This window comes from Edaphosphingomonas fennica (assembly GCF_003034225.1).
GTDB classification, from domain to species: Bacteria; Pseudomonadota; Alphaproteobacteria; order Sphingomonadales; family Sphingomonadaceae; genus Sphingomonas_E; species Sphingomonas_E fennica.
In genome coordinates, this window is the sequence record NZ_PHHF01000018.1 from 223,195 (window position 1) to 248,600 (window position 25,406).

Consider the following 25,406-nt stretch of genomic DNA (forward strand, 5'->3'; position numbering starts at 1 on the left):
CATGACGCGGGCGGAAGCGGCGATCCGCCCTCCGGCCGGCGTTGCCGCCGCCGAAGGGGGATGACCATCCATGCCATGCGAATGGAAGGGGCGCATCGCTTACGCCTTGTTGTTGTCGTCGACTTCCGAGAATTCGGCGTCGACCACATCGTCGGCCTTGGCTTCGCCGGCGTCGGCGGAAGGCGAGGCGGCGGCCGCCTGCTCCTTCTCGTAGATCGCCTGGCCAAGCTTCATCGCCACCTGGGCAAGCGCCTGGGCCTTCTCGGTCATCTGGGCGGGATCGCCGCCCTCGACAGCGGTCTTGGCCTCGGCCACGGCCGCCTCGATCTCGGACTTCAGCGCCGCATCCACCTTGTCGCCATGCTCCTCGAGCTGGCGCTCGGTGGTGTGGATCAGGCTTTCGGCGTTGTTCTTGGCTTCCGCCGCCTCACGCCGCTTCTTGTCCTCCTCGGCGAACTTCTCGGCATCCTTGACCATCTGGTCGATGTCGGCGTCGGAAAGGCCGCCGGACGCCTGGATGCGGATCTGCTGTTCCTTGCCGGTGCCCTTGTCCTTGGCGGTCACATGGACGATGCCGTTGGCGTCGATGTCGAACGTCACCTCGATCTGCGGCACGCCGCGCGGCGCCGGCGGGATGCCGACCAGATCGAACTGGCCGAGCAGCTTGTTGTCCGCTGCCATCTCGCGCTCGCCCTGGAACACGCGGATCGTCACCGCCTGCTGGTTGTCGTCGGCGGTCGAATAGACCTGCGACTTCTTGGCGGGGATGGTGGTGTTGCGATCGATCATGCGGGTGAACACGCCGCCCAGCGTCTCGATGCCCAGCGACAGCGGGGTCACGTCGAGCAGCAGCACGTCCTTCACGTCGCCCTGCAGCACGCCGGCCTGGATGGCGGCGCCCATGGCGACCACCTCGTCCGGGTTCACGCCGGTATGCGGTTCCTTGCCGAAGAAGGACTTAACGACTTCGCGCACCTTGGGCATGCGGGTCATGCCGCCGACCAGCACGACCTCGTCGATCGCATCGGCCTTCACGCCGGCATCGGCCAGCGCCTTGCGGCAGGGTTCCAGCGTGCGGTTGATGAGGTCCGCCACCAGCCGCTCCAGATCGGAACGGGTGATCGACTTCACCAGATGCTTCGGCCCGGTGGCGTCGGCGGTGATGAAGGGCAGGTTCACTTCCGTCGTCTGCGCGGACGAAAGCTCGATCTTCGCCTTCTCGGCCGCTTCCTTCAGGCGCTGGAGGGCGAGGCGATCCTTGGTCAGGTCGATGCCCTCGGCCTTCTTGAACTCGTCCGCCAGGAACTCGACGATCTTGGCGTCGAAATCCTCGCCGCCCAGGAAGGTGTCGCCGTTGGTGGACTTCACCTCGAACACGCCGTCGCCGATCTCGAGGATCGAGATGTCGAAGGTGCCGCCGCCAAGGTCGTAGACGGCGATGGTCTTGCCGTCATTCTTGTCGAGGCCATAAGCGAGCGCGGCCGCCGTCGGCTCGTTGATGATGCGCAGCACCTCGAGGCCCGCGATCTGGCCGGCGTCCTTGGTCGCCTGGCGCTGGGCGTCGTTGAAATAGGCCGGAACGGTGATCACCGCCTGGGTCACGGTCTCGCCCAGATAGGCTTCGGCCGTTTCCTTCATCTTCTGCAGGATGAAGGCGGAGATCTGCGACGGCGAATAATCGCTGCCGCCGGCCTGCACCCATGCGTCGCCGTTGCTGCCGCGGACGATGTGATAGGGCACCAGCTCGGTGTCCTTCTTCGTCACGGGATCGTCGAAGCGGCGGCCGATCAGGCGCTTCACCGCGAAGATCGTGTTGTCAGGATTGGTCACGGCCTGGCGCTTGGCCGGCTGGCCGATCAGGCGCTCGCCATCCTTGGCGAAGGCCACGATCGAAGGCGTGGTGCGCGCGCCTTCGGCATTTTCGATAACCTTGGGCTTGCCGCCGTCCATCACGGCGACGCAGCTGTTGGTGGTGCCCAGGTCGATCCCGATTACTTTAGCCATACTTATACCCTTCGTCCCCCGAAGTTTGCGGCGTATCCGCCGGTTCCCCTTGCCAGTGAAGCGAAAACCGGTCGGCTGTTGCTGTTCGGGGCTCGATATAGGCGGGCTTTCGGTTGCCGCAAGACACCCGGCTCGCCTAATGCGATCTGGTTGGAACGATCCGGCGCGGCGGCGATCGGATGGACGGAGAATATGCCATGGGTCGAGGGTTGCTGCGGCTGGCGCCGCTTGCGTTGATGGCACTGGCGGCGTGCCAGCCGGCACGGCCGGATGCGCCGGCGGTGAAGGATGCCTGGGTCCGCCTTTCGCCGGTGGCCGGGCGGCCGGCGGCCGCCTATTTCACTGTGGAAGGCGGCGTGCAGGCGGATCGGCTGGTCGCGGTGGAAAGCCCCCGCGTCGGCCGGATCGAGCTGCACGAAGGCGGCATGGCGGACGGCATGATGACGATGCGCCCGATCGACGGCGCCGACGTGCCGGCGGGCGGCACGGTGGCCTTCGCGCCGGGCGGCAACCATGCGATGCTGTTCGACGTCGCGGCCGATGTGAAGCCGGGCGGCACGCTGCCGCTCACCTTCCGCTTCAGGAGCGGCAAGGCGGTGAACATCGATGCCGCCACCCGCGCGGCCGGCGATGCCGCGCCCGACGGCCATGCCGGCCACTGATCGCCCCGGCGCCGGCCGGGCGGGGTAGGGGGATGGCGGAGCCGCCCGTCTCCCGCCCTTTGACGGCGGGCGAGCGCGCGCTCGCCGCCGGCATGTTCGGGCCGGCGATCGATTATGACGCGGTCCGGCTCCACCGCCGCAAATGGTGGCCGCTCCACCCGCCCCGCGTGGTGATGGCGCCAGACGGGCACATCTGGTTCCACCCCGAAAGCCCGATCTGGCGCGATGACTTCGCCCAGGCGCCGGTCGCGGCGCAGGGGCTTTTCATCCACGAGATGGCGCATGTCTGGCAGGCGCAGCGGCGGGGGCGGTGGTGGCTGCCGCTGATGCGCCATCCCTTCTGCCGTTACGGCTATCGGATCCGCGCCGGCTGGCCGCTCGACCGCTACGGGATCGAGCAGCAGGCGGAGATCGTCCGCCATGCCTTCCTGCTGCGCGCGGGATGCGTGGCGCCCGGCGGGGCGACGCTCGCCCAGTGCGAGGCCGCGCTGCCGGCGGACTGGGCCTTGCCGCGCGACGGCGCGGCTTGACCCTGGCGGGCGGCGATGGAATGAGCGCGCATCATGTCCAAAGCCACGCGCGGAACGCAGATGCTGGCGAAGGCCGGACTGGCCTTCACCGTCCATGCCTATGATTATGATCCCGGCGCCGATCGCGTCGGGCTGCAGGCGGCCGAGGCGCTGGGCGTGCCGCCCGGCCAGGTGCTGAAGACGCTGATGGCGCTGGTCGACGGCAAGCCGGTCTGCGCGATCGTGCCGTCCGATCGCGAAGTGGCGATGAAGAAGCTCGCCGCCGCGCTCGGTGGGAAATCGGCGGAGATGATGAAGCCCGCCGATGCGGAGCGGATCACCGGCTACAAGGTCGGCGGGATCAGCCCTTTCGGCCAGATACGCAAGGTGCCCGTCGCGATCGAGGAAGCGGCGCTGGGCCATGACGCGGTGTTCCTGAACGCCGGGCAGCGCGGGCTGCAGGTCCGTATCGATCCGCGCGATGCGGCGGCGCTGCTGAAGGCCAGGGCGGCGGCGCTCGTTGCCTGAAGGCCGGCCCGGCTGTTCCGGCCGGGGCATGCAGGATTGCCACACATGCCGGGCAAAAATGCGGATTGCCCCAAAATGGTCATGGTGCGGGGCAACAAAGCGCCTTGCCAGCGATCGGCTTTTGCTTTCGACTGGGGTGGCCTTGCGTAATAGAGGGAATGACGATGAGCGTAGCGGGTAAGTCGATCGAGAGCGGCGGGGTCGAACGCATCCCGAGTGCGCCGCGTTCGAACTTCGTTTCGGAAGAACTGGCCCGCATCAGCTCGCTGCTGATCGACGCCTGCCCGCCGGAAGCGATCGTCAGCTTCCATTATGAAAGTGCGCTCCACGTTCATATCGACGTGCGCAACCTGGAACATGTCACCATCGTCGAAGCGCTGCTGCCCACGCTGGGCGCCGGCATCTTCCACGATATCCAGCGCGGCAATTCGCCCCAGCATCCCTTCTTCCACCGGGTGAGCGCGCGGGTCGACCGCTGATCGGCGGGGCCACAGGCCCCGTCATATCCGGGCGATCAGGCGGGCGACGGAAATGTGGCCCGCTCCGTGTTCCTCGTCCTCGTCTCCCTCCGACCCATATTTGCTTTCCAGCGCGCGGCGGATCAGCTCTAGCTCCGTCTCGGTCAGATGCTCGATGCCGATGAACTGGTTGCGCGCGCTCCTCAGCGCGCGGATCAGCTCGTCCAGCTTGGCCTGCATCGCCGCCGCATCGCGATTCTGGGAATTCTGGATCAGGAACACCATCAGGAAGGTGACGATCGTCGTTGATGTGTTGACGATCAGCTGCCACGTGTCCGAAAATTGGAAGATCGGGCCGGTCAGCGCCCACGCCAGGATGAAACCGGCCGCCAGCGCGAAGGCCAGCGGTTGCCCGGCAAAGGCCGCGATGCGATTGGCGAACAGGGTGAACAGCCGGTTCATGGGGCACGTCCTTCGCAAGAGGGATCAGCGGAGCGCGGCTTTTTCCCCGCCGCTCAGCCGCAGGAACGCGACAGCGCCGTAAATGGCTGCCAGCGCCGCGATCCCGGCCAGCCGGCCGGCCACGTCGCGCAAGGGGGCGCCCATCTCATTGAGCCGCACGAAGGTTTCCATCCCCATGGTCGCGGGCGAAAGATGGGCCAGCATCGCCACCGGCACGGGCATCGATGCGATCGGCCAGGCGGCGCCGGTCAGGAAGAACAGCAGGATCGATGTCGGGATCAGCACCTGCAGCGCCCGGTCCGGCCCGTCGACGATGCTCCCCATCATCATGCCCAGCGCGCTGACCGCGAGCGCGAAGATCGGCACCGCCACGAATAGGGCGGGCACGTTGCCGGCGCGCGGCATATCCTGGAACCAGTATATCCAGCCGAAATAGAGGAAGGCGCCCATGATGCCGATCAGCGCGATCGCGCACCACGTGCCCAGGAAATCGGCGGTGCCCCACGGTGCCGGCTCTTCCCGCCGCCGGCCTGCCACCAGCATCGCCGATCCGAACAGCAGGGTCTGCTGCAATATGATCGCGGCGACGGCGGGAAAGACATAGTCGGCATAGCCTTCGCGCGTGTTGAACAGCGGCCGCTGCACGATCGCGATCGGCGCCTGGAGGTGCAGGCCCTGCGCCACATGCCCCAGCCGCTGCGCCGCCGCGCCGATCGCGGCCGCCTGCACCGCGCCGCCGATGTCGCGTGCGCGGATCAGGTAGGTGCCGTTCACCCAGATGCCGATGCCCGCGCCGGGCGCGCCGGTCAGCAGCCCGCGCTCCAGCCCCCTGGGCAGCATCAATATCCCGTCCGCCTCCCGGTCGCGCACCAGCCGTTCGGCCTCCGCCGCCGATGCCGCCTCGGCCACGATCCGCACCTCGCGCGCGTCCCCCAGGTTGCGGATGACCTGGCGGGTCAGCGGGCTGCGTTCCAGATCCACCACCACCACCGGCAATTGCCGGGCCGTCTGGTGGGCATAGGGCGCGGGATAATAGAATCCGTAGAGGATCACCGCGACGACGATGATCGACGCGAGCGCGAGCGTGGTGAATATGGTGCGGAACACGCCCGCGAAGGCGGCGCCGAACCCCATCTCAGCCGCGCTCCCGCCGCCGCAGCGCCAGCGCGGTGACCGCCGCCGGCACCAGCAGATAGGCCGAAAGCACCGCGATCGTCGGCAGCGCCACCCGCACCGGCGCGCCGAGGAACTGGTCCATCTGCAACCGCAGATAATGGGTGAAGGGCAGCACCTGGCTCCACCCGCGGGCAAAGCCCGATCCGCCCGTCAGCGGCAGCGTGCCGCCGGAATAGGCCAGCGCCGATCCGGCATAGAGCGCGCTTGCCGAGAAGGCGACGCTCGCCTTGCCCGTCACCGTCACCAGCATGGCGGAGATGCTGGCCGTACCCGCGAACAGCAGCGCCTGGGCGAGGAGGGTGAGGAGGATGCTGCCGTTCATCGTCCAGCCGCGCACGCCCGCCACCCAGATCAGCCAAACCGCGCCCCAGCCGGCGAGCAGGATCAGATAGGGCGCCATCTTGCCCGCGAGCGCCGCCATGCCGCCGCCCGTTTCCGCCCGCCAGCGGGCGAGCGATTCCCCGTCAAGCTCGCGCCCGATCGCCATCACCGCCACGCAGGCCGTAAGCAGGTGGAGCACGGCGGGATGGATCAGCGCCTGCAGATACCATTCGAAGCTGGTCTGCGGGTTGAACAGCACCGTCGCCTGCACGCGCGGCGGATCGATGCGGATCGCCGGCAGGCCGCGCGCATGCAGCACATCCAGCCCGCGTTCGGCCACCACCGCTTCCACCGCGCTCCCGATCCCGTTCGCGGCGCTCGATCCGATGGTGAGGAAGGATGCGTTGAAGAGAATGTGGATGGCGGGCGTCGTATCGCGCGAAAGGCCGGCGCCCGCGTCGCGGGGAATGTGCAGCACCGCCCAGACCACGCCGGCCCGCACCATCCCTTCCGCCTCGGCCAGGGTCGCCGGCGTTTCGGCGATCGTCACCGCCGGCGCGGCAGCCACGGCCCGGACCAGCGCGCGGCTGAAGGCGCTGTGATCGTCATCGACGATGGCCACGGGCAGGTGGCGGGGCACGGCCGCGATCAGCATCGCCGCCACGATCATGATCGCGGCCGCCGGAAACAGCGTCACCATCGCCAGATCCCAGCGATCGCGCCGGAGATGGGCGACCTCGCGGGAAAAGGCCCTGGCGAAGCTCATCGCGGCCAGGCGAACAGCACGCTCATCCCCGGCCGCAGCCCCGCCACGGGGCGGGCGGGGCGCAGCTTCACCTCGAAGCTGCGAATGTCGAAGCCGGAAGACTGGCGCGTTGCCCGCCAGGTGGCGAAATCCCCCTGCGGATCGATATGATAGACGGTGAAGGGCACGCCCTTCAGCTTGAGCGCCGGTATGTCGCCGCGCATTTCCAGCCCTGGGGCGATGCCCTTGTAATCGTTCTCGCGGACATTGACCGCGACCCAGGGGTGGGCGGTGTCGATGATCTGGTAGATCGGCACCGCCGGGCCGACGATCTCGCCCGCTTCCGCCAGCTTCTTGCTGATCTCCCCGCCGATCGGGGCGATCAGTTTCGTCTCGGCCTGCAAGGCTTCGGCGGTGGATACGCCGGCGGCGGCGACCTCGACCTGCGCGCGGGCGACATCCTTCTCCTCCGCGCGGGTGCCGGATACGGCCTTCAGATATTGCTGGCGGGCGGCCTCCGCCTGGGCGGCGCTGGCATCGCGGGCGGCGTGGGCCTCGTCGCGCCGCTGGGCGGCGATCACCCCTTCGGCGAACAGATTGTCGGCCCGCCGCGCGGTGACGGCCGCCAGCCCCGCCGCGGCTTGCGCGGATTGCCATACGGATCTGAGCGCGCGGACATCCTCGGCCCGGTTGCCCTCGTTGGCCATCGCCTCCAGCGCCCGCGCACTCGCCAATGCGCCTTCGGCCTGCCGGCGGCCGGCGTCGATCTCCGGGCTGGTGAGCGTCGCGAGCAGCGCGCCGGCCTTCACCGTCTGCCCTTCCTCGGCGATCAGCTTCTCCACCCGCGCCAGCGCCTTGGTGGCGACGTTCACCTGATCGGCATCCACCATGCCCTGCAACTGCGGCGGCGCCGGCCGCGAGGCGAACCACAGGCCGACGGCCAGCGCCAGCGCGACGATCAGCAGCGCCGCGACCAGCAGGCGCCGGTCGCGCGGCGGCACCTCGGCGGGTTCGGCGGCAGGAGAGGCGCCGGGGGGCTGGCTGATGTCCGTCATGGCGCGCTGATCCGGTCGGCACGGGCGAGATAATCGGGAAAGCTGTCGCCGCGATTGCTGGCGGCGAGCAGGGCGGAAAGCGCCACCACATATTCATAGGCGGCGGCGATCCGCTGCGTGCGGGCCAGCGACAGGGCGGTGCGCGCGTCGATCAGCGCGGCGGCGGTGCCTTCGCCCTCACGGAAGGCCACCTCCTGCACGCGCAGATTCTCGTTCGCGGCCGCCAGGCTGGAATCGAGCGACAGGAAGGATCGCCGCGCCGTTTCGACGAGATTATAGGCACGGTTCGTTTCGATCGCGATCGTCTTGCGCGCGTCGCGGGCGGCATCGTCCGCCGCCTGCCGCCGCTCGCGCGCGGCGTTCAGGGATCGCTGGCGATCGATGTTGGATAGCAAGGTGTATCGCACGCCCACGCCGGCGATCCAGTCGGGATCGGTGGGCAACGCATTGTCGCGGTTGAAATTATAGGAACCGAAGGCGAAGGCCTGCGGCCGGAATCGCGACCGCGCCAGATCCTCGCCCGCGCCGGCCAGATCGCGGGCGGCATCGGCGGCGCGCGCCTGGGGATGGCCCTCGCTCGCGCTGGCCAGGAACTGGTCGAGCGGCTCGATCGGCCGGGCGTTCACGAACAGCGGCGTCGTCGGCCGCACGCCCGGCTGGGCATCCAGCAGGCGAGCGAGCGTATCGGACGCGGTCGCTTCCTCCAGCGCGGCCCGTTCCACCGCGCGCTGGGCGGCGTCGCGCGCCACCTGCACCTGCAGCACGCCGGCGCGCGGCAGCACGCCTTCCCGCTCCATCGCCCTGGCATTGGCCAGATGGCGGTCGAAGCCATCGCGCGTCTCGACCGCGCTCGCCAGCAGCGCCTGGGCAAGCTGCTGCCCGAAATAAGCCTGGACGAGCTGGATCTGCGAAAGGCTTTGCGCGCCGGCTTCCTTGGCGCGCGCCAGCGCCACCGTGGCGCCCGCGCCGCGCTGCACCGCCGGGATCGCGCCGCCGGTATAAAGGGGCAGGGCGGCCGTCACGCTCGGGCGGAACACCGTGTCGCGCACCCGATAGTCGAGCGTGTCGGGGATCAGCGACAGCAGCCCCGGCAGCGCCTGCTCGATCCGCCCGGTCACCTGCTGGACGATGCCGGCGAATTCCGGCGGGAACTGGCCCGGCAGGCCGTCCAGATAATCCGACGTCGCGTTGGCGAAGGCGTTCTTCTCCCCCGTCAGATCGACCGAAAGGCTCTTCTGATATTCGATCACCGATGCCGATGCGCTCACCACCGGCCGGTTGAGCGCCTTGAGCGCGGCCGCCTGCTCCTCGCTCGCGCGCACCTCATGCCCCGCGCCGCTCAGCGAAGGCGATACGCGCGCAAGCCGCTCCCGCGCGGCATCGAAGCTTATCGCCATCCGTGCCGTATCGGATGGCGTGGCGGCGGCGGAGGAAATCTGTTCGGCGGGGGCTGCCATCGCGGCCGGGAAGGGGCCGGCCGCCATCAGGCCCGCCATCGCTATCCCTCGTGCGGCCGGGCGAAGGGCCATTGTCGCGATGCGGGCGCGAGGCGACTCCATAGCGCGTGACATTAATGCAGGAATTCGCAGGCCGCCAGATAACAACGCGCCAGGTTTTTTCGGTTGAACCACAGCATGAAAGGGCGGATATTCCGCTCCGCATCGCGACCGCAGGACTCATCAGCCGGGGAGCGTGAACTATGCGCAGATCTTCGTGCCCAGTCTTTTCTGTGGTCGATCGGTTGCGATCATCCGGCCGCTTGCCGGAAAGCCGATACCTATTTTCCTCATCACCAACTGAATTGATCGGCGACGCTACGGCGCCGATGAAAATCTGTCATTGAAATGACCCTCGCCTGAAACCCGATCGGTTCCCGTCATGATGCGACCACCGGCAAGCGGTGGCGCCGCTCTTCCGTTCCCGTCTGTGTGAAGGAGTATGCGATGCCGTCACAATCGAGCCTCAGGCTGGCGATGCGCGCCCTGCTGGTGCGCGAAACCTTCGGCCCCGATTCCGCCGCCGGCCGCGCTGTCGATCATCTGGTGGATGATCTGGAAAGGCGCGAAATCGATGTCGTCATCTCCTCCACGGTGGAAGACGCGGTGGCGATCGTCTCCACCGATCCCTCGATCCAGTGCCTGCTGCTCGATTGGGAACTGGGCACGGGCGGGGATCACCAGCCGGCCATAACCGTGCTGGATGCGATGCGCGCCTTCAATGCCGACGTGCCGATCTTCCTCCTCGCCGATCATAGCGCGGCGTCCTCCATCCCCACCGATGCGATGACGAAGGCGGACGATTTCATCTGGCTGCTGGAGGACACCACCGATTTCATCGGCGGCCGGGTGCTGGCCGCGCTGCAGCGCTACCGTTCCACCGTGCTGCCCCCGATGTTCGGGGCGCTGGTGGAATTCGCCCGCACCTATGAATATTCCTGGCACACGCCGGGCCATACCGGCGGCACGGCCTTCCTCACCTCGCCGGTCGGCCGCGCCTTCTTCGAATTTTTCGGGGAAAGCCTGTTCCGGTCCGATCTGTCGATCTCGGTCGGCGATCTCGGCTCGCTGCTCGATCACAGCGGCGCGATCGGCGACGGCGAACGCTATGCCGCAGGCGTGTTCGGATCGGATCGCACCTATTATGTCACCAACGGTTCCTCCACCTCGAACCGCGTGATCCTGATGGCCAGCGTCACCCGCGACCAGGTGGCGCTGTGCGACCGCAACTGCCACAAGTCGGTCGAGCATGCGATGACGCTGTCGGGCGCGATCCCCTGCTATCTGATGCCCACCCGCAACGCTTACGGCATCATCGGCCCGATCCCGCCGGAACGGCTCACCCCCTCGGCGCTGCGTGTGCTGGTCAGCGATAATCCGCTGGTGAAGGACGGGATCGATCCCGCGCCCGTCCATGCCGTCATCACCAACTCCACCTATGACGGGCTCTGCTACAATGTCGCGCGGGTGGAGGAGCTGATGGGCGAGAGCGTCGATCGCCTCCATTTCGACGAGGCGTGGTATGGCTATGCCCGCTTCAACCCGATCTACCGCCAGCGCTTCGGCATGCATGGCGAGCCGGCGGAGCGCGATCGCGCGGCCATGCCCAGCGTGTTCGCCACCCAATCGACGCACAAGCTGCTGGCGGCCTTGTCGCAGGCGTCGATGATCCATGTGCGCGACGGCCGCAACCCGATCGATCATGCCCGCTTCAACGAGGCGTTCATGATGCATGCCTCCACATCGCCCTGCTATCCGATCATCGCGTCGAACGACGTGTCGGCGGCGATGATGGATTCTTCGGGCGAAAAGCTCACCGGCGCCTCGATCCGCGAGGCGATCGCCTTCCGCCAGACGGTCGCGCGGCTGAATGCCGAGATCGCCGACCAGAATGGCTGGTTCTTCGATATCTGGCAGCCGCCCACCGTCACCGACACGCGCGGCAAGACGGTGGCCTTCCACGAGGCGGACCCGGAGTATCTCGCCAGCGAGCCCGGCTGCTGGCACCTCGCCCCCGACGCCGAATGGCACGGCTTCGGCAATATCGAGCCGGGTTATTGCATGCTCGATCCGATCAAGGTTTCCGTGCTCACGCCCGGCATGGACCCGGACGGCGGCCTCAGGGCGGTGGGCATCCCCGCCAGCATCGTCACCTCATACCTCGCCGCGCGTGGCATCGTCGTCGAGAAGACGACCGATTTCACCATCCTCTTCCTCTTCTCGATGGGCGTCACCAAGGGGAAATGGGGCACGCTGGTCAACGCGCTCCTCGATTTCCGCAAGGATTATGACGCGAACGTGCCGCTTTCCCGCGCCATCCCCTCGCTGGTGAAGGACCATCCCGATCGCTACGGGAAGATGGGCCTGCGCGAGCTGGCGGACCTGATGTTCTCGGCGATGGACGAGCTGAAGACCACGCACACCATGTCCGAAGCCTTCAGCATCCTGCCCAAGCCGGAAATGAGCCCGGTCGCCGCCTATGAGGAGCTGGTCCGCGGCCGGATCGACCGGATCACGCTGGATGAGCTTGCCGGCCGCACGCTCGCCACCGGCATCGTCCCCTATCCGCCGGGAATTCCGCTGATGATGCCGGGCGAGAATGCCGGCCCCGCCGATGGTGCGCTGATCGGATATCTGAAGGCGCTGGAGGCGTATGACCAGCGCTTCCCCGGTTTCGGCCACGACACGCACGGCGTGGAGGTGGAGGACGGCCTCTATCGCGTGATGGTGCTGAAGAAGTGATCGGCGCGGGGCCGGGCGCCGATCAAGCCCGGCCCCGCATCACCGCACGAAATCATATTTCACCGTCGCCTGGATGCGCGATGCGTTGCGCGACAGATCGTTCTGCCGCTTCTGCCAGCCGAGCAGCCCTTCCAGGCCGACGCTGAGCGAGCCGGCCGGCGACCAGATCAGGTTGAACGCGCCATAGCGGGTCTGGGCGATATCGTCGGGGTCGAGGTAGCCGCCGTCGCTCAGCTTCAGCGCGCTCAGCACCAGGTTGGACCGGAAATCCTCGCTCCAATAATGGGTGTAGCCCGCCGTGCCGCCGATCATGCGGGTCAGCCGGAGCCGGCCGTCCGGGCGGATGGCCGCATCGAGGCCGAGGCCGTTCAGATCGTTCATGTAGCGCGCCACGCCGGCGCCATAGGTGACGGAGGCAAGGAAAAGATCCTTGTCGAACAGCGAGACCGATCCCGAGGCGGTAATGCCGTAGGCCGTGGCGCTGTCCCCGTCTCCGGTCACGCTGTCGCGATAGGATATGCGGCGGATCAGGCCGCCCAGCTGGACGTGCCCGCGGCTGTCCTCCAGCCGGCCGAGCAGGACGATATCGGGCATCTTCTCCACCGTCTTCTGCGGATCGGCCAGTTGCAGGTCGCTTTCCGGCCGTTCGATCGAAACGGTCAGGCTGGCGCCGGGCGCCACCTTGAAGGATTGGCGGACCGAGGCGGTGCGCAGGAAATTGACGGCGCCCGGCCCCCAATCGTCCAGCGTGTCGGGCAGCACGTCCGCATCCACGAAGGCGGAATAGCCGAAGCCGCCATAGGTGTTGCCGAGCTGGCCATAAGCGTGGTGGAGGGCGAAGCCGTAGCTTTCGCCGTCGCCGTAGAAGTCGTTTTCGACATAGAAACGCAGGCTGCCGCCCAGCACCGAGGGGCGGCGGACATCCATGGTGAAGCGGGTGCCGCGGGCGTTGACGGTGGCGCGGTGGCCCACGCGCTTGCCGAAGGGAATGGCGCCGGCGTTGAATTCGTCGCGATCGCCGACGAAGGAAGGATCGACGATCGCGTCCACCTTGGCATAGCCGCCGATGCGGATGGCGGTTTCCGTGCCCGGTATCTCGATGAAGCCCTTGAGGTCGGGATCATTGGGCGGGGCGGCATTGTCGATCCGCGAGGCGCCGGTGATGTTGTCGCCGATCGTCTGCCGGGGCGGCAGCCGCGTCGCGGGAACGCCGAGGCGGCCGGCCGTGGAGGCCGTAGCGGATGCGATGCCCGTCGGCGCCGGCTGGCCAGCGGGCGGAATGGCGGCAGGCGGAAGGGCGGCGGGCGGAAGGGCGGTGGGCGGCGGCTGGATCCCAGCCGAACGGGTCGGGGCCGGCCCGGCGGCGGCGGGCGATTGCGGGGCGGGGGATGCCTGGCCCGATGCTTCCTGGCCCAGCGCTTCCTGGCTCGGCGGGGGCAGGGCGGCCTGCTGCGGCGCCACCGCATCCAGCCGGGATTTCAGTTCCCTGACCAGCGAGCGGAGCTGCTCGACCTCGCCGCGCAGCGCCTTCACTTCGGCGGCATTATCCTGGCCGGCGGCTTGATCGGCCGCCCGGGCGGGCTTGCCCGTGCTCACGCACATCAGCGCCAGCGCAAGGGCAGGGCCGGCTTGCCGCGAAGACAGGATCGCCATGGATCGCCCCCATTTCAGCGACGGTATCGGAAGTCCCCGTCGACGGGGATTAAATCGCGATTCCGATAATTGTTCCACTAGGCCAACGATGAAGCGCGGCGGGCGATTGCGGGGCATGGGGCTATGCCGGCCCGTGGAAAATGCGCATGTTCACCGCATGACGGTGGAAGCGCTCATCGCCCGTTACGGCCTGCTCGCGATCTTCATCGGCGCGGGGGTGGAAGGGGAGACGGTGGTCGTCACCGGCGGCCTGCTCGCCCATCAGGGGTTGCTGCCGCTGCCCGGTGCGATGATCGCGGCGGCGCTGGGTTCCTGCCTCGCCGACCAGCTTTTCTTCGCCGCCGGCCGGCGGTTCCGCGATCGTCCGCGCGTGCGCCGCCTGATCGCCCGGCCGGCCTTCGCCCGCGCCTTCGCCATGTTCGAACGCCACCCGCTCGCTTTCGTCTTCGGATTCCGCTTCCTTTACGGCCTGCGCACGGTGAGCCCGATCGCGATCGGCACCTCGCGCCTGCCGGCACGCACCTTCCTGCTGATGAACGCGATCGCCGCCGCGATCTGGGGCGTGGTCTTCACCGGCATAGGCTATGCCTTCGGCCAGGGGATAGAGCGGCTTTTCGGCCGGCTGCGCACTGCCGAGCATGTGATCGCCGCCGTGGCCGGCGTGGCGATCATCCTGCTTGCAGCCACCTGGATCGCCCGGCGGCTGATCGGCCGGCGCGCCTCACAATAAGGGGCTCACCAGCCGGGCGACATTCTCCGCGAACTTGCGCAGGCCGCTGCGGCGGCGCCATTGGTCCAGCGTCACCTCGTCGCTTTCGGCCAGATAGGCCTGCTGGATCGCCGTCAGCCGCGCGATATCGGCCGTATCGAACAGCAGCAGGCTCACCTCCTCGTTCAGCTCGAACGACCGGATGTCGATGTTGCTCGAACCCAGGATCGCCAGTCTGTCGTCGAAGGCGACGTTCTTGGCGTGGAGCAGCCGCCGGCGATAACGGCGGATGCGCACGCCGCTGCGCAACAGCTCATCATAATAGGATGATTGCGCGAAGTGGACGAGGCGCTGGTCGACGATCGCCGATACCACCAGGTCCACCGTCACGCCGCGCAGCACGGCGGTGCGCAGCGCCGAAAGCAGGTCTTCGTCCGGGATGAGGTAGGGTGTGACCAGCACCACCCGATGCCGCGCGCGGTGGATCTGCCAGATCAGCATCGTGTGGAAGCCCTGGCTGCGATAATCGGCCCCGCTCGGCAGCACCTGCGCGGTGGCCGTGCCGGCCGCGGGCGATATTTCGGGGGAGTCCTCCAGCAGCCTTTCGGTTTCCAGATACCAGTCGGCCAGGAACACCGCCGTCATCTCGGCCACCACCGGCCCGGTCACGCGCACCACCAGCTCGCGGTTGGTGACGCCGGGGCGGAAATCCTGCGCGACGATATTCTGCGATCCGGTAAAGCCGACCTGCCCGTCGATCAGGAAGAGCTTGCGGTGGTTGCGCATGTCGCGCCGGGTGCGATCGCGCAGCAGGCGAAAGGGCAAGGCGGCGCGCACCTCCACCCCCGCCGCGCGCAGGCCCGCCACCGTGCCGCGCCGCCAGCGATGCGACCCCACCGGATCGAACAGCACATGGCAGGCGACGCCGCGCGCCACCGCCCGTGCCAGCGCCGCCATCACCCGCTGGCCCACGGCATCGTCGGCGAAGATGTAGACGAGCAGGCGGACATCGCGTTTCGCCGCATCGATATCCTCGACCAGCCGGTCGATCACCGCATCATAATCGTCGATGAATTCCACGGCATTGCCGCCCACGGCGGGCAGGTGGCCCAGCGTGCGGGCGAGCGTCGCGGCCTCCGGCTCGTTCATGGTGCCGGGCGGGGCTTCGGCGTCCAGCCGGGCGGCAAGGCCGGCGACGAAGGGATCGAGCGCGTGGAAGCGCTCCCGCCGCCAGCGCGGGAAACGGGGCGATCCGATCGCCAGGAACAGCAGCAGGCCCGGCAGCGGCAGCACGAAGATCAGCAGCAGCCAGCTTCGCGTCGCCGCCGGGCTCCTGCGGAAAGGCACCACCACCAGCATGACGAGGCGGATGGCCCATTCGACCAGATAATAGCTTTCGCCCAGCGAGGGTATGTCGTGGATCGCCATCAGCGGCGATCCTAGCATCACCCGCCGTTCAAGCCGATATCGGGCTTATCCCCGCCAGCATCCCGGCTTCCGCGCCCTGTGGGCAGATGAGATGGAGCCGCCCCGGCGCGACGCGCGCGGCCGGCCGGCCGGTGATCCGGGCAATGCCGGGAAGGTCGACCAGCGCTTCCTCCGCCACCGTCACCCGCACGCGGCCGGCTTTGGCATCGGCGGCGCGGATATTGCCGGCGCCGCCCAGGAGGGGCAGCAGATCGGCGGCCAGCGCCGGATGGGGGGCGGAGGCGTTCGTCGGAGCAGGCGCCGGAGCAGGGGGCGGCGCCATGGCGGCCGGCGCGGCGGCGGCGTGCGGCATCGCCAGCCGGCCGCGTATCTCGCCCGCCACCTGATCGGCGACCGGGCCGAGCACCACCTGCAGGCCGCCGCCGTCCAGCCGCAGCACGCCGCGCGCGCCCAGCGCCTTCAGCGCGGCTTCGTCCGCCGCGCGGTTATCGGCCAGCACCAACCGCAGCCGGGTGGTGCAGGCATCCACCGTGCGCAGGTTGGCCGCCCCGCCGAGCGCAGCGATATAGCCGCTCGCCCGATCGGCGGCCGGGTCGCCTTCGGCGACCTGCGCGGGCGCGGAGGCAATGTCACGCCCCGGCGTCTTCAGGTCGAAGCGGCGGATGCACCAGGTGAAGGCGGCATAATAGATCGCGAAATAGGCGGCGCCCACCGGCAGCAGCATCAGCGGCCGCGTCGCCAGCCCGAAGTTCAGCAGATAATCGATCAGGCCCGCCGAAAAGCCGAAGCCCAGCCGCACGTCCAGCAGGTCCATCACCACCATCGCCACGCCGGTCAGCACGGCATGCAGCGCGTAGAGCAGGGGGGCGAGGAAGATGAAGCTGAACTCGATCGGCTCGGTCACGCCGGTCAGGAAGGAGGTGAGCGCGAGGCTGAGCAGCATGCCGCCCACCGCCTTGCGCCGTTCGGGCAGCGCGGTGCGATACATGGCGAGGCAGGCCGCCGGCAGGCCGAACATCATCACCGGGAAGAAGCCGGACATGAAGGCGCCCGCTGCCGGATCGCCCGCGAAGAAGCGCTTGAGATCGCCGGTCGCGCCATGGAAATCGCCGAGGATGAACCAGGCGATGTTGTTCAGGATATGGTGCAGGCCGGTGATGATGAGCAGCCGGTTGAGCGCGCCATAGATGAACAGGCCGACGCTGCCCGCGCCCACCACCCATTCGCTGAGGCGGGCGATGGCGCCCGCGATCCAGGGGAAGCCCAGGCCGAACAGCGCCGCGCCCACCAGCCCGGCGCAGCCCGCCGCGATCGGCACGAACCGGCGCCCGCCGAAGAAGGCGAGATATTCCGGCAGCTTGATGTTGGAATATCGGTTGTAGAGCCAGCCAGACGCCAGGCCGGAGAGGATACCGGCCGGCACGCTGAGCCGGGCCAGTTCCTTCGCCTTCCACGCGGCGGCGGCAAGATCGCGCGCGGCGGGATCGGTGAAGGCGGCGGTGGCGTCCGCCGGCACCGCCAGCAGCGATTTCGCGCCCTCCATGGTGACGAGGAAGCAGACGACGCCGGCAAGGCCCGCCGCGCCGTGATTCTCCCGCGCGAGGCCGATGGCGATGCCGGCGGCGAACAGCAGGCCGAGATTGGCGAAGATCGCATCGCCCGCCGCCGCGATGAAGGGCAGGTTCAAAAGATCCGGCTGGCCCAGCCGCAGCAGCAGGCCGGCGACCGGCAGCACCGCGACCGGCAGCATCAGCGCGCGGCCCAGCGGCTGGAGGGCGTCGATACGCAATTTCATCACGCGGCTTCCCTGATGGCGCGGGTGGCGAGGCTGCGCACCTCGGCAGCCGTGGCGCAGGCGAGCGCCGCTTCCGCCAGCCGGCGGGCCTCGTTCATGTCGATGCGGCGGATCGCCGCCTTCAGCGCCGGGATGGCGGCGGGCGTGGCGGAAAGCTCGTCCAGCCCCAGGCCGATCAGGATCGCGGCGGCCAGCGGATCGCTCGCCATGCCGCCGCATGCGCCGATCCAGCGATCGTGCCGGCGGGCGCCGGCCACGGCGGCGGCGATCAGGCGGAGCACGGCGGGGTGGAGGCCGTCGATCATCGGTGCGGTCGCCGCGTTGCCGCGATCGGCGGCCAGTGCATATTGGGTGAGATCGTTGGTGCCGAGCGACAGGAAATCCGCGTCCGCCGCCAGCCCATCGGCCAGCATGGCGGCGGCGGGCGTTTCCACCATGATGCCCAGCGGCGCGCGGGGGGCGCCGGTTTCGGCCACCGCCTCGTCATAAAGCGCGCGGGCGCGGGCGAATTCCGTCCTGTCCACCACCATCGGCAGCATGATGCGGCACTGCGCCGCCGGCACGCCGCGCAGGATCGCGCGGAACTGCGCCTTCAGCAGATCCGGCCGCGCCAGCGACAACCGGAGGCCGCGCTGGCCGAGCGCGGGATTCTCCTCCGCCGGCATCGGCAGATAGGGAACGGGCTTGTCGCCCCCTATGTCCAGCGTGCGCAGGATCAGCGGGCGGCCATCCAGCCGGCGGGCGATTTCGGCATAGCTTGCCGCCTGCTCCTCCTCCGACGGCGCATCGGCGCGGTCGAGGAACAGGAATTCGGTGCGCAGCAGGCCGCAGCCCTCGGCGCCGGACGCCACGGCGCGATCCGCCTCTTCGGCGCTGGCGAGGTTGGCGAATATCTCCACCCGCATGCCATCGGCGGTGCGGCCGGGCTCGCTGGCGGCGGCGAGGTTGCGGGCATGCGAGGCGCGCTCGCGATCGATCCGCTCGCGCGCATCGGCGACGGCCCGATCATCGGGCGCGGCGACGATCCGCGCGGCGGCGGCATCGACGATCATGACGGTGCCGGCGGGGATGGCGAGCACGTCCGCGCCCGCCGCCACGATCATCGGCACGCCCGCCGAGGCGGCCAGGATGGCGACATGCGACGTCGGCCCGCCGCGCGCGGTGACGATCGCCGCCAGCCGCGCGGGATCGAGCGCCATGAACTGCGACGGCAGCAGTTCGTCCGCGATCAGCACCGCGCCTTCGGGCGGGGCGGGTGCGGCCGGGACGGGAACGCCGGCGATGGCGGCGATCACCTGCCGTTCGATATCCTTTAGGTCCGCCGCCCGTTCGATCAGCAGCCGATCGCCCGTCGCCTCGATCGCGGCGACCTGCGCGGCCGTCGCCGCCCGCCAGGCGAAGCCCGCGCTCCGCCCTTCGGCGATCGCGGCCCGCGCGGCATCGATCAGGTCCGGGTCCTCGGTGATCGCGCGATGGGCGATGGTGATCTCGGCGCCCTTGCCGTCCTTCGGTTCGTCCAGCCGGGTCCGCACCCCGGCCAAAGCGCGATCCAGCGCCTCGGTCTCCCGGTCCGCGCCGCGACCGTCCTCGGCCACGGCGATATCGGCCACGACGAAGGGGAAGGCCGTGCCGATTGCGAAGCCGGGCGCAGCCATGGTCGCGCCCTGCACGGCCGGCGCGAGGGCGCTGGGAGGCGCGGGGGGATCGCCGGCCTCGCCCATGCCGCCTTCGATCAGGGTGGCGATCGTCGTCACCGCCGCGCGAGCGTCATCGCCGCGGGCCGAGATCAGCAGCCGGTCGCCATGGCGCAGGCCCAGCCCGAGCATGGCGACGGTGCTGCGCGCGTTCGCGTTCCGCCCGTGCGCCTCGAACCGCACCTCCGCCACAAAAGGCTTCAGCGCCGCCGCGATCCGCGCCGCCGGCCGGGCATGGATGCCGTTGGCGAGCGGAACCGTCACCTCGCAGGACGCGCTGTCCTCGCTGACGGGGGCCGCTTGGCGGACGGTGCCGACGGCCTCCACCGTCATCAGCGGATCGCCGGCGGCCACCGCGTGATCGGCGGCCAGCACGGACACGGCATAGCCTTCGTTGGCGATCAGGATCGGGGTGACGAGGCTCTTCGCGCCATCGGCCACCTGATCGAGATCGACCGCGATCAGCGGATCGCCGGCCTTCACGGCCTGCCCGTCCGCGACGCTGGCCGTGAAGCCGCGCCCGCCGAGCGCCACCGTTTCCAGCCCGATATGGATCAGCAGCTCCGCCCCGTTGGCGAGCCTGAGCGTCACCGCATGGCGGGTGGGGGAGACGGCGATCACGGTCGCGTCGCAGGGCGCGCGCAGCACGCCATCGACCGGATCGATCGCCACGCCATCCCCCATCATCCGTTCGGCGAAGACGGGATCGGGCACGGCCTCGATCGGCAGCGCCCAGCCGGCGAAGGGGGCGCCGATGACGACAATGCTCACCGCCCGGCCTCCGGCTGCGCCGTTTCCAGCCGCACGGCGGCGATGCCCCACATCGGGTCCGGCCCGTTGGCGGTGTAGGTGAAGCAGAGATCGTGGCGGCCGGCCATAGCCGGCAGATCGGCGCGGAGCGTAGTGAGGCCGGGATTGCCCGCCGCCGGCGCGAGCGGCAGCGTCGCAATCCTGCGCCCATCGCACCCGTCGACCCGCACCTCGAACTCTCCCTCCGCCGTCGCCGGCCTGGCGAAGCGGATCGTGTCCCGATCCGCGCCGAGCTGGAAGTTGAACGGTATCTGCCCGACATCCAGCGCGATCCGCGTCACGCCGTCCATCGCCGCCGCTTCATATTTCCAGCAGGGATTGAGGATATCGGTGAGGAATGTCGCGCGCGGCCCCGCCGCCGGGGCGTCATCCTCCAGATTGAGGACGAGCTTGTCGGTGCAGGTATGGAGATCGGCGGCCGTCCGCGACCGCAGATCGGCGGCGTCGATGCGCCGGTCGATCGCGCCCGGCAGTGCCCGTCCGTCGCGGAACGCCTTCGCCCGGAGCCGCGCCGGCACCGTGAGATCGAGCGGCCCGGCATAGAGCGGGGAGGCCGATCCGGGTGCCGATCCGTCCAAAGTGTAGCGTATTTCAGAACCGATCTGGTTCGCAATCCGCACCCGCGCTTTGCCGCCTTCGCCGACGTCCATTTCGGCCTGCGGCGCGAGCGCGCTGGTCGCGGCTTCCAGCCCCAAGGGTTTCAGCCGGTCGAGCTGCGGCAGCAACCGGCCGACGAAGCCCTGAAAATCGCTGGCGCCCGCGCGCGACCATCCAAGCTCCGCAATGGCCGATGCGCGCGGGAACATCATCCACGCGGCCCGCGCCTCGGTGCGGGCATGCTCGGTCCACAAATTGCCCTGCACGCCCAGGATATGATGCTGCTGATCCGCCGTGAGCGACGCGGGCGCGGGATCGAAGCCATAGACATCCGCCAGCGTGATGAGCTGGCCGCGCCCCGGCGGCTCGGTCGCGGCGGTCCCCTGGCGGTGGTTCAGATAGAGGATGGGGGCGGGGGATAGCACGGTATCGTGCCCGAGCTTCGCCGCCGCCACCGCGCCTTCGATGCCGCGCCACGACATCACGGTCGCATTGGGGGCGAGCCCGCCCTCCAATATCTCGTCCCAGCCGATTAGCCGGCGGCCATGGGCGTTCAGGAAGGTTTCGATGCGGTGGATGAACCAGCTTTGCAGGGCGGCCTCGTTCGCCACGCCCAGCGCGCGCATCCGCGCCTGGATGGCGGGCGACTGGCGCCACTGGTCCTTCACCGCCTCGTCCCCGCCGACATGGATGTAGGCGGAGGGGAAGAGCGCCATCACCTCGGTCAGCACGTCTTCCAGGAAGCCGAAGGTGCTGTCGTCGACATTGTAGAGCCAGGGGAAGACGCCCCAGTCGCTTTCCGCGCCCGGCGTCGCCGGCACGCCCGATCCCAGTTCGGGATAGGCGCGGATGGCGGAGAGCGCGTGGCCGGGCATCTCGATCTCGGGCACGACGGTGATCGCGCGCGCGGCGGCATAAGCGACGATCGCGCGCACCTGATCCTGGGTGTAGAAGTCGCCGGTGCGGGGCAGTTCCGGCGCGCCGGGCGCGGAAGCGGGCGTCCGCCACGCGCCCACTTCGGTGAGCTTGGGATATTTGCGGATTTCCAGCCGCCATCCCTGATCGTCGACGAGATGCCAGTGGAAGCGGTTGAGCTTGTGCGCGGCCATCCAGTCGATCAGCCGCATGATGAATTCGGGGGACTGATAATGGCGGGCGCTGTCCAGCATCAGCCCGCGCCAGGCGAAGCGGGGGGCATCGTCGATCCGGACGGCTTCCACCGTGCCGTCGCCGTTCGCGGTGGCGAGCTGCCACAGGCTGATCGCGCCATAGAGCAGGCCGGCATCGTCGCTTGCGCGGATGACGGCGCCCTTGCCCGAAATATCGAGGCGGTAGCTTTCGGCCGCCATGCCGCGCGCGCGGACGAAACGGATGGCGCCGCCGGAGGCCAGCGCCGGGCGGAAGCCGCGCGTGGCTAGCAGCAGATCGCCCAGCCGATTGGCGGCGTTGCGGGCGCCGGCATCCCCATGCGGCACGGCCATGCCGCTCGCCGCGGTCAGGCGGAAGCTGCCCTGCGCGGGCGCCGCCGAACGGGGAAGGGGAAGGATGGGCAGATCGGCCGCGTTCGCCGGCATGGAAGCGGCGGTCGCGGCCAGCAGCATGGAGCCGAGGGTGAGATGCTGCGCGATGCGATTGGGAAACACGGATCGGCTACCCCGAAAAAGAAAGTGGGCCGGGTTATCATACCCGGCCCAGGGCAGGGGTCAGTATTTGAAGCGGGCGCCGAAATAGAACTGGCGGCCGTTGTCGTAGATGCCGCGCGGCCGCACGGTGGTGCCCGAATATTGCTCGATCTTCTGGTTGGTCAGGTTGATCGCGTCGGCGGTGATCGCGATATTCTCGGTCACGTTGACGCTGACCGAGGCGTCCAGCGAGGCCGTGGACTTCTGGTTCAGCGGCACGCCGCGATCGATGTTGACGAAGAATTTCGAACGATAGGTGTAGGACAGCCGCGCCGACAGCACGTCATCCTCATAATAGCCGGTCAGGTTGTAGGTGTGCTTGGAATTGCCGGGGATCGCCTGGCCGTCGTCCGCCTTGGCGTCCGAATAGGTGTAGTTCACGATCGCGCCGAAGCCGTGCCAGATCGGGCGCGAAACCTGCAGCTCGAAGCCCTTGTTGGTGCCGCCACCGCCGTTTGACGCGCGATTGATGGCGAATTCGCAATTATAGAGGTTGGGGTTGGTGCCCGGCGCCGGCACGCAGCGATCGCCGTTGGGCGTCGCGGTTTCCACCGGATAGACCTCGAAATGCGTCTCGTTCACGATGTAGGACTGGATGTCCTTGTAGAACAGGGCCGCCGCCACGATCGTGTCGCGTTCCGGATACCATTCGAACGAGATGTCATACTGGTTGGCGCGGAACGGCTTCACGTCCGGATCGCCGCCTTCGCCCGAAAGCGCGCCGGGGTTCAGCGTCACGCGCGGCAGGATGTTGGTGTAATCCGGCCGGGCCATGGTGCGGCCGGCCGCGAAGCGGACCACCATCTTGTCGTTGAGATCGATGCTGAGGTTCGCGCTGGGCAGGATATCCGTATAGGACCGCTTGGCGCTTACCGGCAGATAGGTGCCGAACGGATTGTCGATCGCGCCGGGCGTTTCGGGCAGCACGCCGATCAGGTTGGCGTCGGTCGTCTGATCGGTGCGGATCACGCGGACGCCGAAATTGCCTTTCCAGCCTTCGCCGCCCAGCTTCGCCATGGCGAAGCCGCCATAGGTCTTCTCGTTGATCGAATAATTGTCCGACGGCAGCGGGATGCGCTGGCGCACGGATTCCGGCTGGCTGAAATAGATGCTGTCCAGCTTCTTCTGGTCCACCTGCCAGTAACGGCTGAAGGTGCCCGGCAGCTTGATGTTCTTCAGGAAGTTGCCCGGCGTCAGCTCGCCCGCGAAATCGGCCGACGTGCAGGGGCCGCCGTTGCAGCCTTCGGCCGCCAGCGGCATGTAGAAGCCGCCATAGGTGGTGGCCATGAAGGTGGCGTCGCGATCATGGTTGGTGAACTTGGCGCCCACCTTGATCGCGTTCAGCACGCCCATGTCCAGCTCATGCTCGTAATCGGCATAAGCGTAGAATTCCTGATCCTTGTTGCGGATGCTGTGGAACGACGCGAAGTCGAAGATCATGTCGTTCGGATCGGTCGGGTCGAAGCCGGCGAAGCTCACCTGCGGCGTCCTGCCGGTCAGGTCGAAGGTGAAGCTGCCCGGCGCGCCGCCTTCGTAGAAAGGCTGGTCCTTGGTGGCGCCGATCGCCTTGGTGTAGCCGATCTGGAAATGGGCGGTGCCCCGGTCGGAGGCGTGCCACACCGCATCGAAATCGGCCGACCAGGTATCGGTATAGGCCTTGCGCGAGATCGCGTCGAACACGGCCGCGCGGCCGGTGGTGCCGTTGTCGGCGGAGGTGATGGTGCCCTTCACCACGGTGCCGTCCACCACGGTGGCGTCGGTCAGCGTGCCGCCGCCGCCCAGCGCGTTATCGCCCCAGGCCATGAAGTTCTGGTTGAAGTTGTTGGCGTTCAGGCGCGAATAGAGCCCGGTCACGTTGATTTCCAGCGTGTCGGACGGGCGGAACTGCACCGCCAGGTTGCCGCCGTAACGCTCGCGATCCTGGGTGAACAGCGCGGACCCGATCAGGCCCGGCACCAGCGCGTCGCCGGTCGGCTGGCCGACGGGGGTAATGTAGCTCAGCACCTCGACGCCGTCGCGGCGCAGGCGGCGCTTCTGGTAGACGCCGCCGACGAGCACGCCGAAGCTCTCGTCGTCATTCTTCCAGCTGAACATGCCGGAGAATTGCGGGTCGAACTTGTCGGCGCGTTCCGAATAGACCATCTGCGCGGAGCCGGAGATGGAGAAGGCATCGAGATCCAGCGGACGGCGCGTTTCCACGTTGATCGTGGCGCCGACGCCGCCTTCGTCCAGATCGGCCATCGGGCTCTTATAGACTTCCAGCTTGCCGACGATTTCGGACGGCAGCATCAGGAAGTTGAAGCTGCGGGTGGCGGCCTGCTGGTCGAGGATGAACCAGTCGGCCGTGGCGATGCCGTGGCCGTTCAGCAGGGTGCGCGTCAGGTTCTTGTCGGTGCCTCGGACGTTGACGCGTTCGCCTTCGCCATATTCGCGATTGATCACCACGCCGGGCACGCGCTGCAGCGATTCGGCGACGTTCCTGTCGGGGAACTTGCCGATATCCTCGGCCGAGATCGCGTCGACGATCACGTCGGAATTGCGCTTCGTCTCGATCGCGGCGGCCTGCGATGCGCGGATGCCGGTGACGATGATGTCGTTATCGACGGTGGCCGCGTCCTGCGCGTGGGCGGCCTGCCCGAACGCGATCAAGGCGAGGATGCTGGCTGAATTTCTGAAGAATCGTCCGGTTGTCATCTGCTCTTCCCCTTCCCCGGCATCTCGCCTTTGCGATAATGCCAATTTGCTACCAATGACGTACCAATAAGCAGACCATCCGTCAGACCAATGCGTCGGTCAAGTAGCATTCTTACAATTTTTTGACGGATGGCGTGTTTTTCTGCTGGCAAATGGTATTTCATTGGTCTTATAGCTCTGACAAGC

At 68.3% G+C, this 25,406-nt stretch carries 18 protein-coding genes; 6 read left to right on the top strand and 12 right to left on the bottom strand.

Annotated features, from left to right (window positions below; translation table 11 throughout):
- Positions 1 to 99 precede the first annotated feature (99 nt).
- Positions 100 to 2,004, bottom strand: coding sequence for a molecular chaperone DnaK (dnaK, locus tag CV103_RS04530; RefSeq protein WP_015457240.1), 1,905 nt, complete (start codon positions 2,002 to 2,004; stop codon positions 100 to 102).
- Positions 2,005 to 2,201: 197 nt separating this feature from the next.
- Here dnaK and CV103_RS04535 point away from each other — a divergent pair, with 197 nt between their 5' ends.
- The 4 genes from CV103_RS04535 to CV103_RS04550 all read left to right on the top strand — a co-directional run bounded on the left by CV103_RS04535 (position 2,202) and on the right by CV103_RS04550 (position 4,182).
- Positions 2,202 to 2,666 (top strand): copper chaperone PCu(A)C, encoded by a 465-nt coding sequence (locus CV103_RS04535; RefSeq protein WP_107394141.1) that lies wholly within the window; start codon positions 2,202 to 2,204, stop codon positions 2,664 to 2,666.
- A 32-nt stretch (positions 2,667 to 2,698) separates the two neighbouring features.
- On the top strand, positions 2,699 to 3,196 hold the full coding sequence (locus CV103_RS04540) for a vgr related protein (protein WP_107394078.1): 498 nt from the start codon (positions 2,699 to 2,701) through the stop codon (positions 3,194 to 3,196).
- Positions 3,197 to 3,229: 33 nt separating this feature from the next.
- A complete protein-coding gene (ybaK, locus tag CV103_RS04545; RefSeq protein ID WP_107394079.1) occupies positions 3,230 to 3,703 on the top strand; it encodes a Cys-tRNA(Pro) deacylase in 474 nt (157 codons plus the stop codon).
- Between the two features lie 164 nt (positions 3,704 to 3,867).
- Positions 3,868 to 4,182 (top strand): hypothetical protein, encoded by a 315-nt coding sequence (locus CV103_RS04550; protein WP_015457236.1) that lies wholly within the window; start codon positions 3,868 to 3,870, stop codon positions 4,180 to 4,182.
- A 21-nt stretch (positions 4,183 to 4,203) separates the two neighbouring features.
- On the opposite strand, the gene CV103_RS04555 is transcribed toward CV103_RS04550, so the two are convergent.
- The 5 genes from CV103_RS04555 to CV103_RS04575 are packed head-to-tail and all read right to left on the bottom strand — an operon-like array spanning position 4,204 to position 9,416.
- Positions 4,204 to 4,623 (bottom strand): low affinity iron permease family protein, encoded by a 420-nt coding sequence (locus CV103_RS04555; RefSeq protein WP_015457235.1) that lies wholly within the window; start codon positions 4,621 to 4,623, stop codon positions 4,204 to 4,206.
- Between the two features lie 24 nt (positions 4,624 to 4,647).
- Positions 4,648 to 5,757 carry an ABC transporter permease gene (locus CV103_RS04560; protein ID WP_107394080.1) on the bottom strand — a complete coding sequence of 370 codons (1,110 nt, stop codon included), beginning with the start codon at positions 5,755 to 5,757 and terminating at the stop codon, positions 4,648 to 4,650.
- 1 nt (position 5,758) lies between these two features.
- Positions 5,759 to 6,886: an ABC transporter permease gene (locus CV103_RS04565; RefSeq protein ID WP_107394081.1), complete on the bottom strand. Its 1,128-nt coding sequence runs from the start codon at positions 6,884 to 6,886 to the stop codon at positions 5,759 to 5,761.
- The gene (locus CV103_RS04570; protein ID WP_211314346.1) at positions 6,883 to 7,920 is read right to left on the bottom strand and encodes an HlyD family secretion protein; all 1,038 of its coding nucleotides are present in this window, start codon (positions 7,918 to 7,920) and stop codon (positions 6,883 to 6,885) included. Before CV103_RS04570 ends, CV103_RS04565 begins: the two co-directional genes overlap by 4 nt.
- A complete protein-coding gene (locus tag CV103_RS04575) occupies positions 7,917 to 9,416 on the bottom strand; it encodes a TolC family protein (RefSeq protein ID WP_107394082.1) in 1,500 nt (499 codons plus the stop codon). The genes CV103_RS04570 and CV103_RS04575 overlap by 4 nt, the downstream gene beginning before the upstream one ends.
- Positions 9,417 to 9,863: 447 nt before the next feature.
- Here CV103_RS04575 and CV103_RS04580 point away from each other — a divergent pair, with 447 nt between their 5' ends.
- Positions 9,864 to 12,158, top strand: coding sequence for an Orn/Lys/Arg family decarboxylase (locus tag CV103_RS04580; RefSeq protein WP_015457230.1), 2,295 nt, complete (start codon positions 9,864 to 9,866; stop codon positions 12,156 to 12,158).
- A gap of 39 nt (positions 12,159 to 12,197) precedes the next feature.
- Here CV103_RS04580 and CV103_RS04585 read toward each other — a convergent pair whose 3' ends face one another.
- Positions 12,198 to 13,811, bottom strand: coding sequence for a DcaP family trimeric outer membrane transporter (locus tag CV103_RS04585; protein ID WP_107394084.1), 1,614 nt, complete (start codon positions 13,809 to 13,811; stop codon positions 12,198 to 12,200).
- A 157-nt stretch (positions 13,812 to 13,968) separates the two neighbouring features.
- Between CV103_RS04585 and CV103_RS04590 the strand changes: the two genes are divergently transcribed.
- Positions 13,969 to 14,541 carry a DedA family protein gene (locus CV103_RS04590; RefSeq protein WP_070935862.1) on the top strand — a complete coding sequence of 191 codons (573 nt, stop codon included), beginning with the start codon at positions 13,969 to 13,971 and terminating at the stop codon, positions 14,539 to 14,541.
- Here the strand turns inward: CV103_RS04590 and cls are convergent.
- From cls to CV103_RS04615, 5 genes are read right to left on the bottom strand one after another with little or no spacing between them, the layout of a single operon-like run.
- Positions 14,533 to 15,948 (bottom strand): cardiolipin synthase, encoded by a 1,416-nt coding sequence (cls, locus tag CV103_RS04595; protein ID WP_107394143.1) that lies wholly within the window; start codon positions 15,946 to 15,948, stop codon positions 14,533 to 14,535. The two genes, CV103_RS04590 and cls, sit on opposite strands and share 9 nt — an antisense overlap.
- Before the next feature lie 28 nt (positions 15,949 to 15,976).
- The gene (nagE, locus tag CV103_RS04600; protein ID WP_107394085.1) at positions 15,977 to 17,743 is read right to left on the bottom strand and encodes an N-acetylglucosamine-specific PTS transporter subunit IIBC; all 1,767 of its coding nucleotides are present in this window, start codon (positions 17,741 to 17,743) and stop codon (positions 15,977 to 15,979) included.
- Complete coding sequence (gene ptsP, locus CV103_RS04605) at positions 17,743 to 20,202, bottom strand: phosphoenolpyruvate--protein phosphotransferase (RefSeq protein WP_107394144.1); 2,460 nt, start codon at positions 20,200 to 20,202, stop codon at positions 17,743 to 17,745. The genes nagE and ptsP overlap by 1 nt, the downstream gene beginning before the upstream one ends.
- 2 nt (positions 20,203 to 20,204) lie before the next feature.
- A complete protein-coding gene (locus CV103_RS04610; RefSeq protein WP_211314347.1) occupies positions 20,205 to 22,487 on the bottom strand; it encodes a family 20 glycosylhydrolase in 2,283 nt (760 codons plus the stop codon).
- Between the two features lie 60 nt (positions 22,488 to 22,547).
- Positions 22,548 to 25,175 carry a TonB-dependent receptor gene (locus CV103_RS04615; protein ID WP_107394086.1) on the bottom strand — a complete coding sequence of 876 codons (2,628 nt, stop codon included), beginning with the start codon at positions 25,173 to 25,175 and terminating at the stop codon, positions 22,548 to 22,550.
- Between the last annotated feature and the right edge of the window lie 231 nt (positions 25,176 to 25,406).

What these genes read in the sequence shown, in the direction of transcription:
- dnaK (WP_015457240.1), bottom strand. Translation starts at nt 2,004, where the DNA reads ATGGCTAAAGTAATCGGGATCGACCTGGGCACCACCAACAGCTGCGTC.
- CV103_RS04535 (WP_107394141.1), top strand. Translation starts at nt 2,202, where the DNA reads ATGGGTCGAGGGTTGCTGCGGCTGGCGCCGCTTGCGTTGATGGCACTG.
- CV103_RS04540 (WP_107394078.1), top strand. Translation starts at nt 2,699, where the DNA reads ATGGCGGAGCCGCCCGTCTCCCGCCCTTTGACGGCGGGCGAGCGCGCG.
- ybaK (WP_107394079.1), top strand. Translation starts at nt 3,230, where the DNA reads ATGTCCAAAGCCACGCGCGGAACGCAGATGCTGGCGAAGGCCGGACTG.
- CV103_RS04550 (WP_015457236.1), top strand. Translation starts at nt 3,868, where the DNA reads ATGAGCGTAGCGGGTAAGTCGATCGAGAGCGGCGGGGTCGAACGCATC.
- CV103_RS04555 (WP_015457235.1), bottom strand. Translation starts at nt 4,623, where the DNA reads ATGAACCGGCTGTTCACCCTGTTCGCCAATCGCATCGCGGCCTTTGCC.
- CV103_RS04560 (WP_107394080.1), bottom strand. Translation starts at nt 5,757, where the DNA reads ATGGGGTTCGGCGCCGCCTTCGCGGGCGTGTTCCGCACCATATTCACC.
- CV103_RS04565 (WP_107394081.1), bottom strand. Translation starts at nt 6,886, where the DNA reads ATGAGCTTCGCCAGGGCCTTTTCCCGCGAGGTCGCCCATCTCCGGCGC.
- CV103_RS04570 (WP_211314346.1), bottom strand. Translation starts at nt 7,920, where the DNA reads ATGACGGACATCAGCCAGCCCCCCGGCGCCTCTCCTGCCGCCGAACCC.
- CV103_RS04575 (WP_107394082.1), bottom strand. Translation starts at nt 9,416, where the DNA reads ATGGCGGGCCTGATGGCGGCCGGCCCCTTCCCGGCCGCGATGGCAGCC.
- CV103_RS04580 (WP_015457230.1), top strand. Translation starts at nt 9,864, where the DNA reads ATGCCGTCACAATCGAGCCTCAGGCTGGCGATGCGCGCCCTGCTGGTG.
- CV103_RS04585 (WP_107394084.1), bottom strand. Translation starts at nt 13,811, where the DNA reads ATGGCGATCCTGTCTTCGCGGCAAGCCGGCCCTGCCCTTGCGCTGGCG.
- CV103_RS04590 (WP_070935862.1), top strand. Translation starts at nt 13,969, where the DNA reads ATGACGGTGGAAGCGCTCATCGCCCGTTACGGCCTGCTCGCGATCTTC.
- cls (WP_107394143.1), bottom strand. Translation starts at nt 15,948, where the DNA reads ATGGCGATCCACGACATACCCTCGCTGGGCGAAAGCTATTATCTGGTC.
- nagE (WP_107394085.1), bottom strand. Translation starts at nt 17,743, where the DNA reads ATGAAATTGCGTATCGACGCCCTCCAGCCGCTGGGCCGCGCGCTGATG.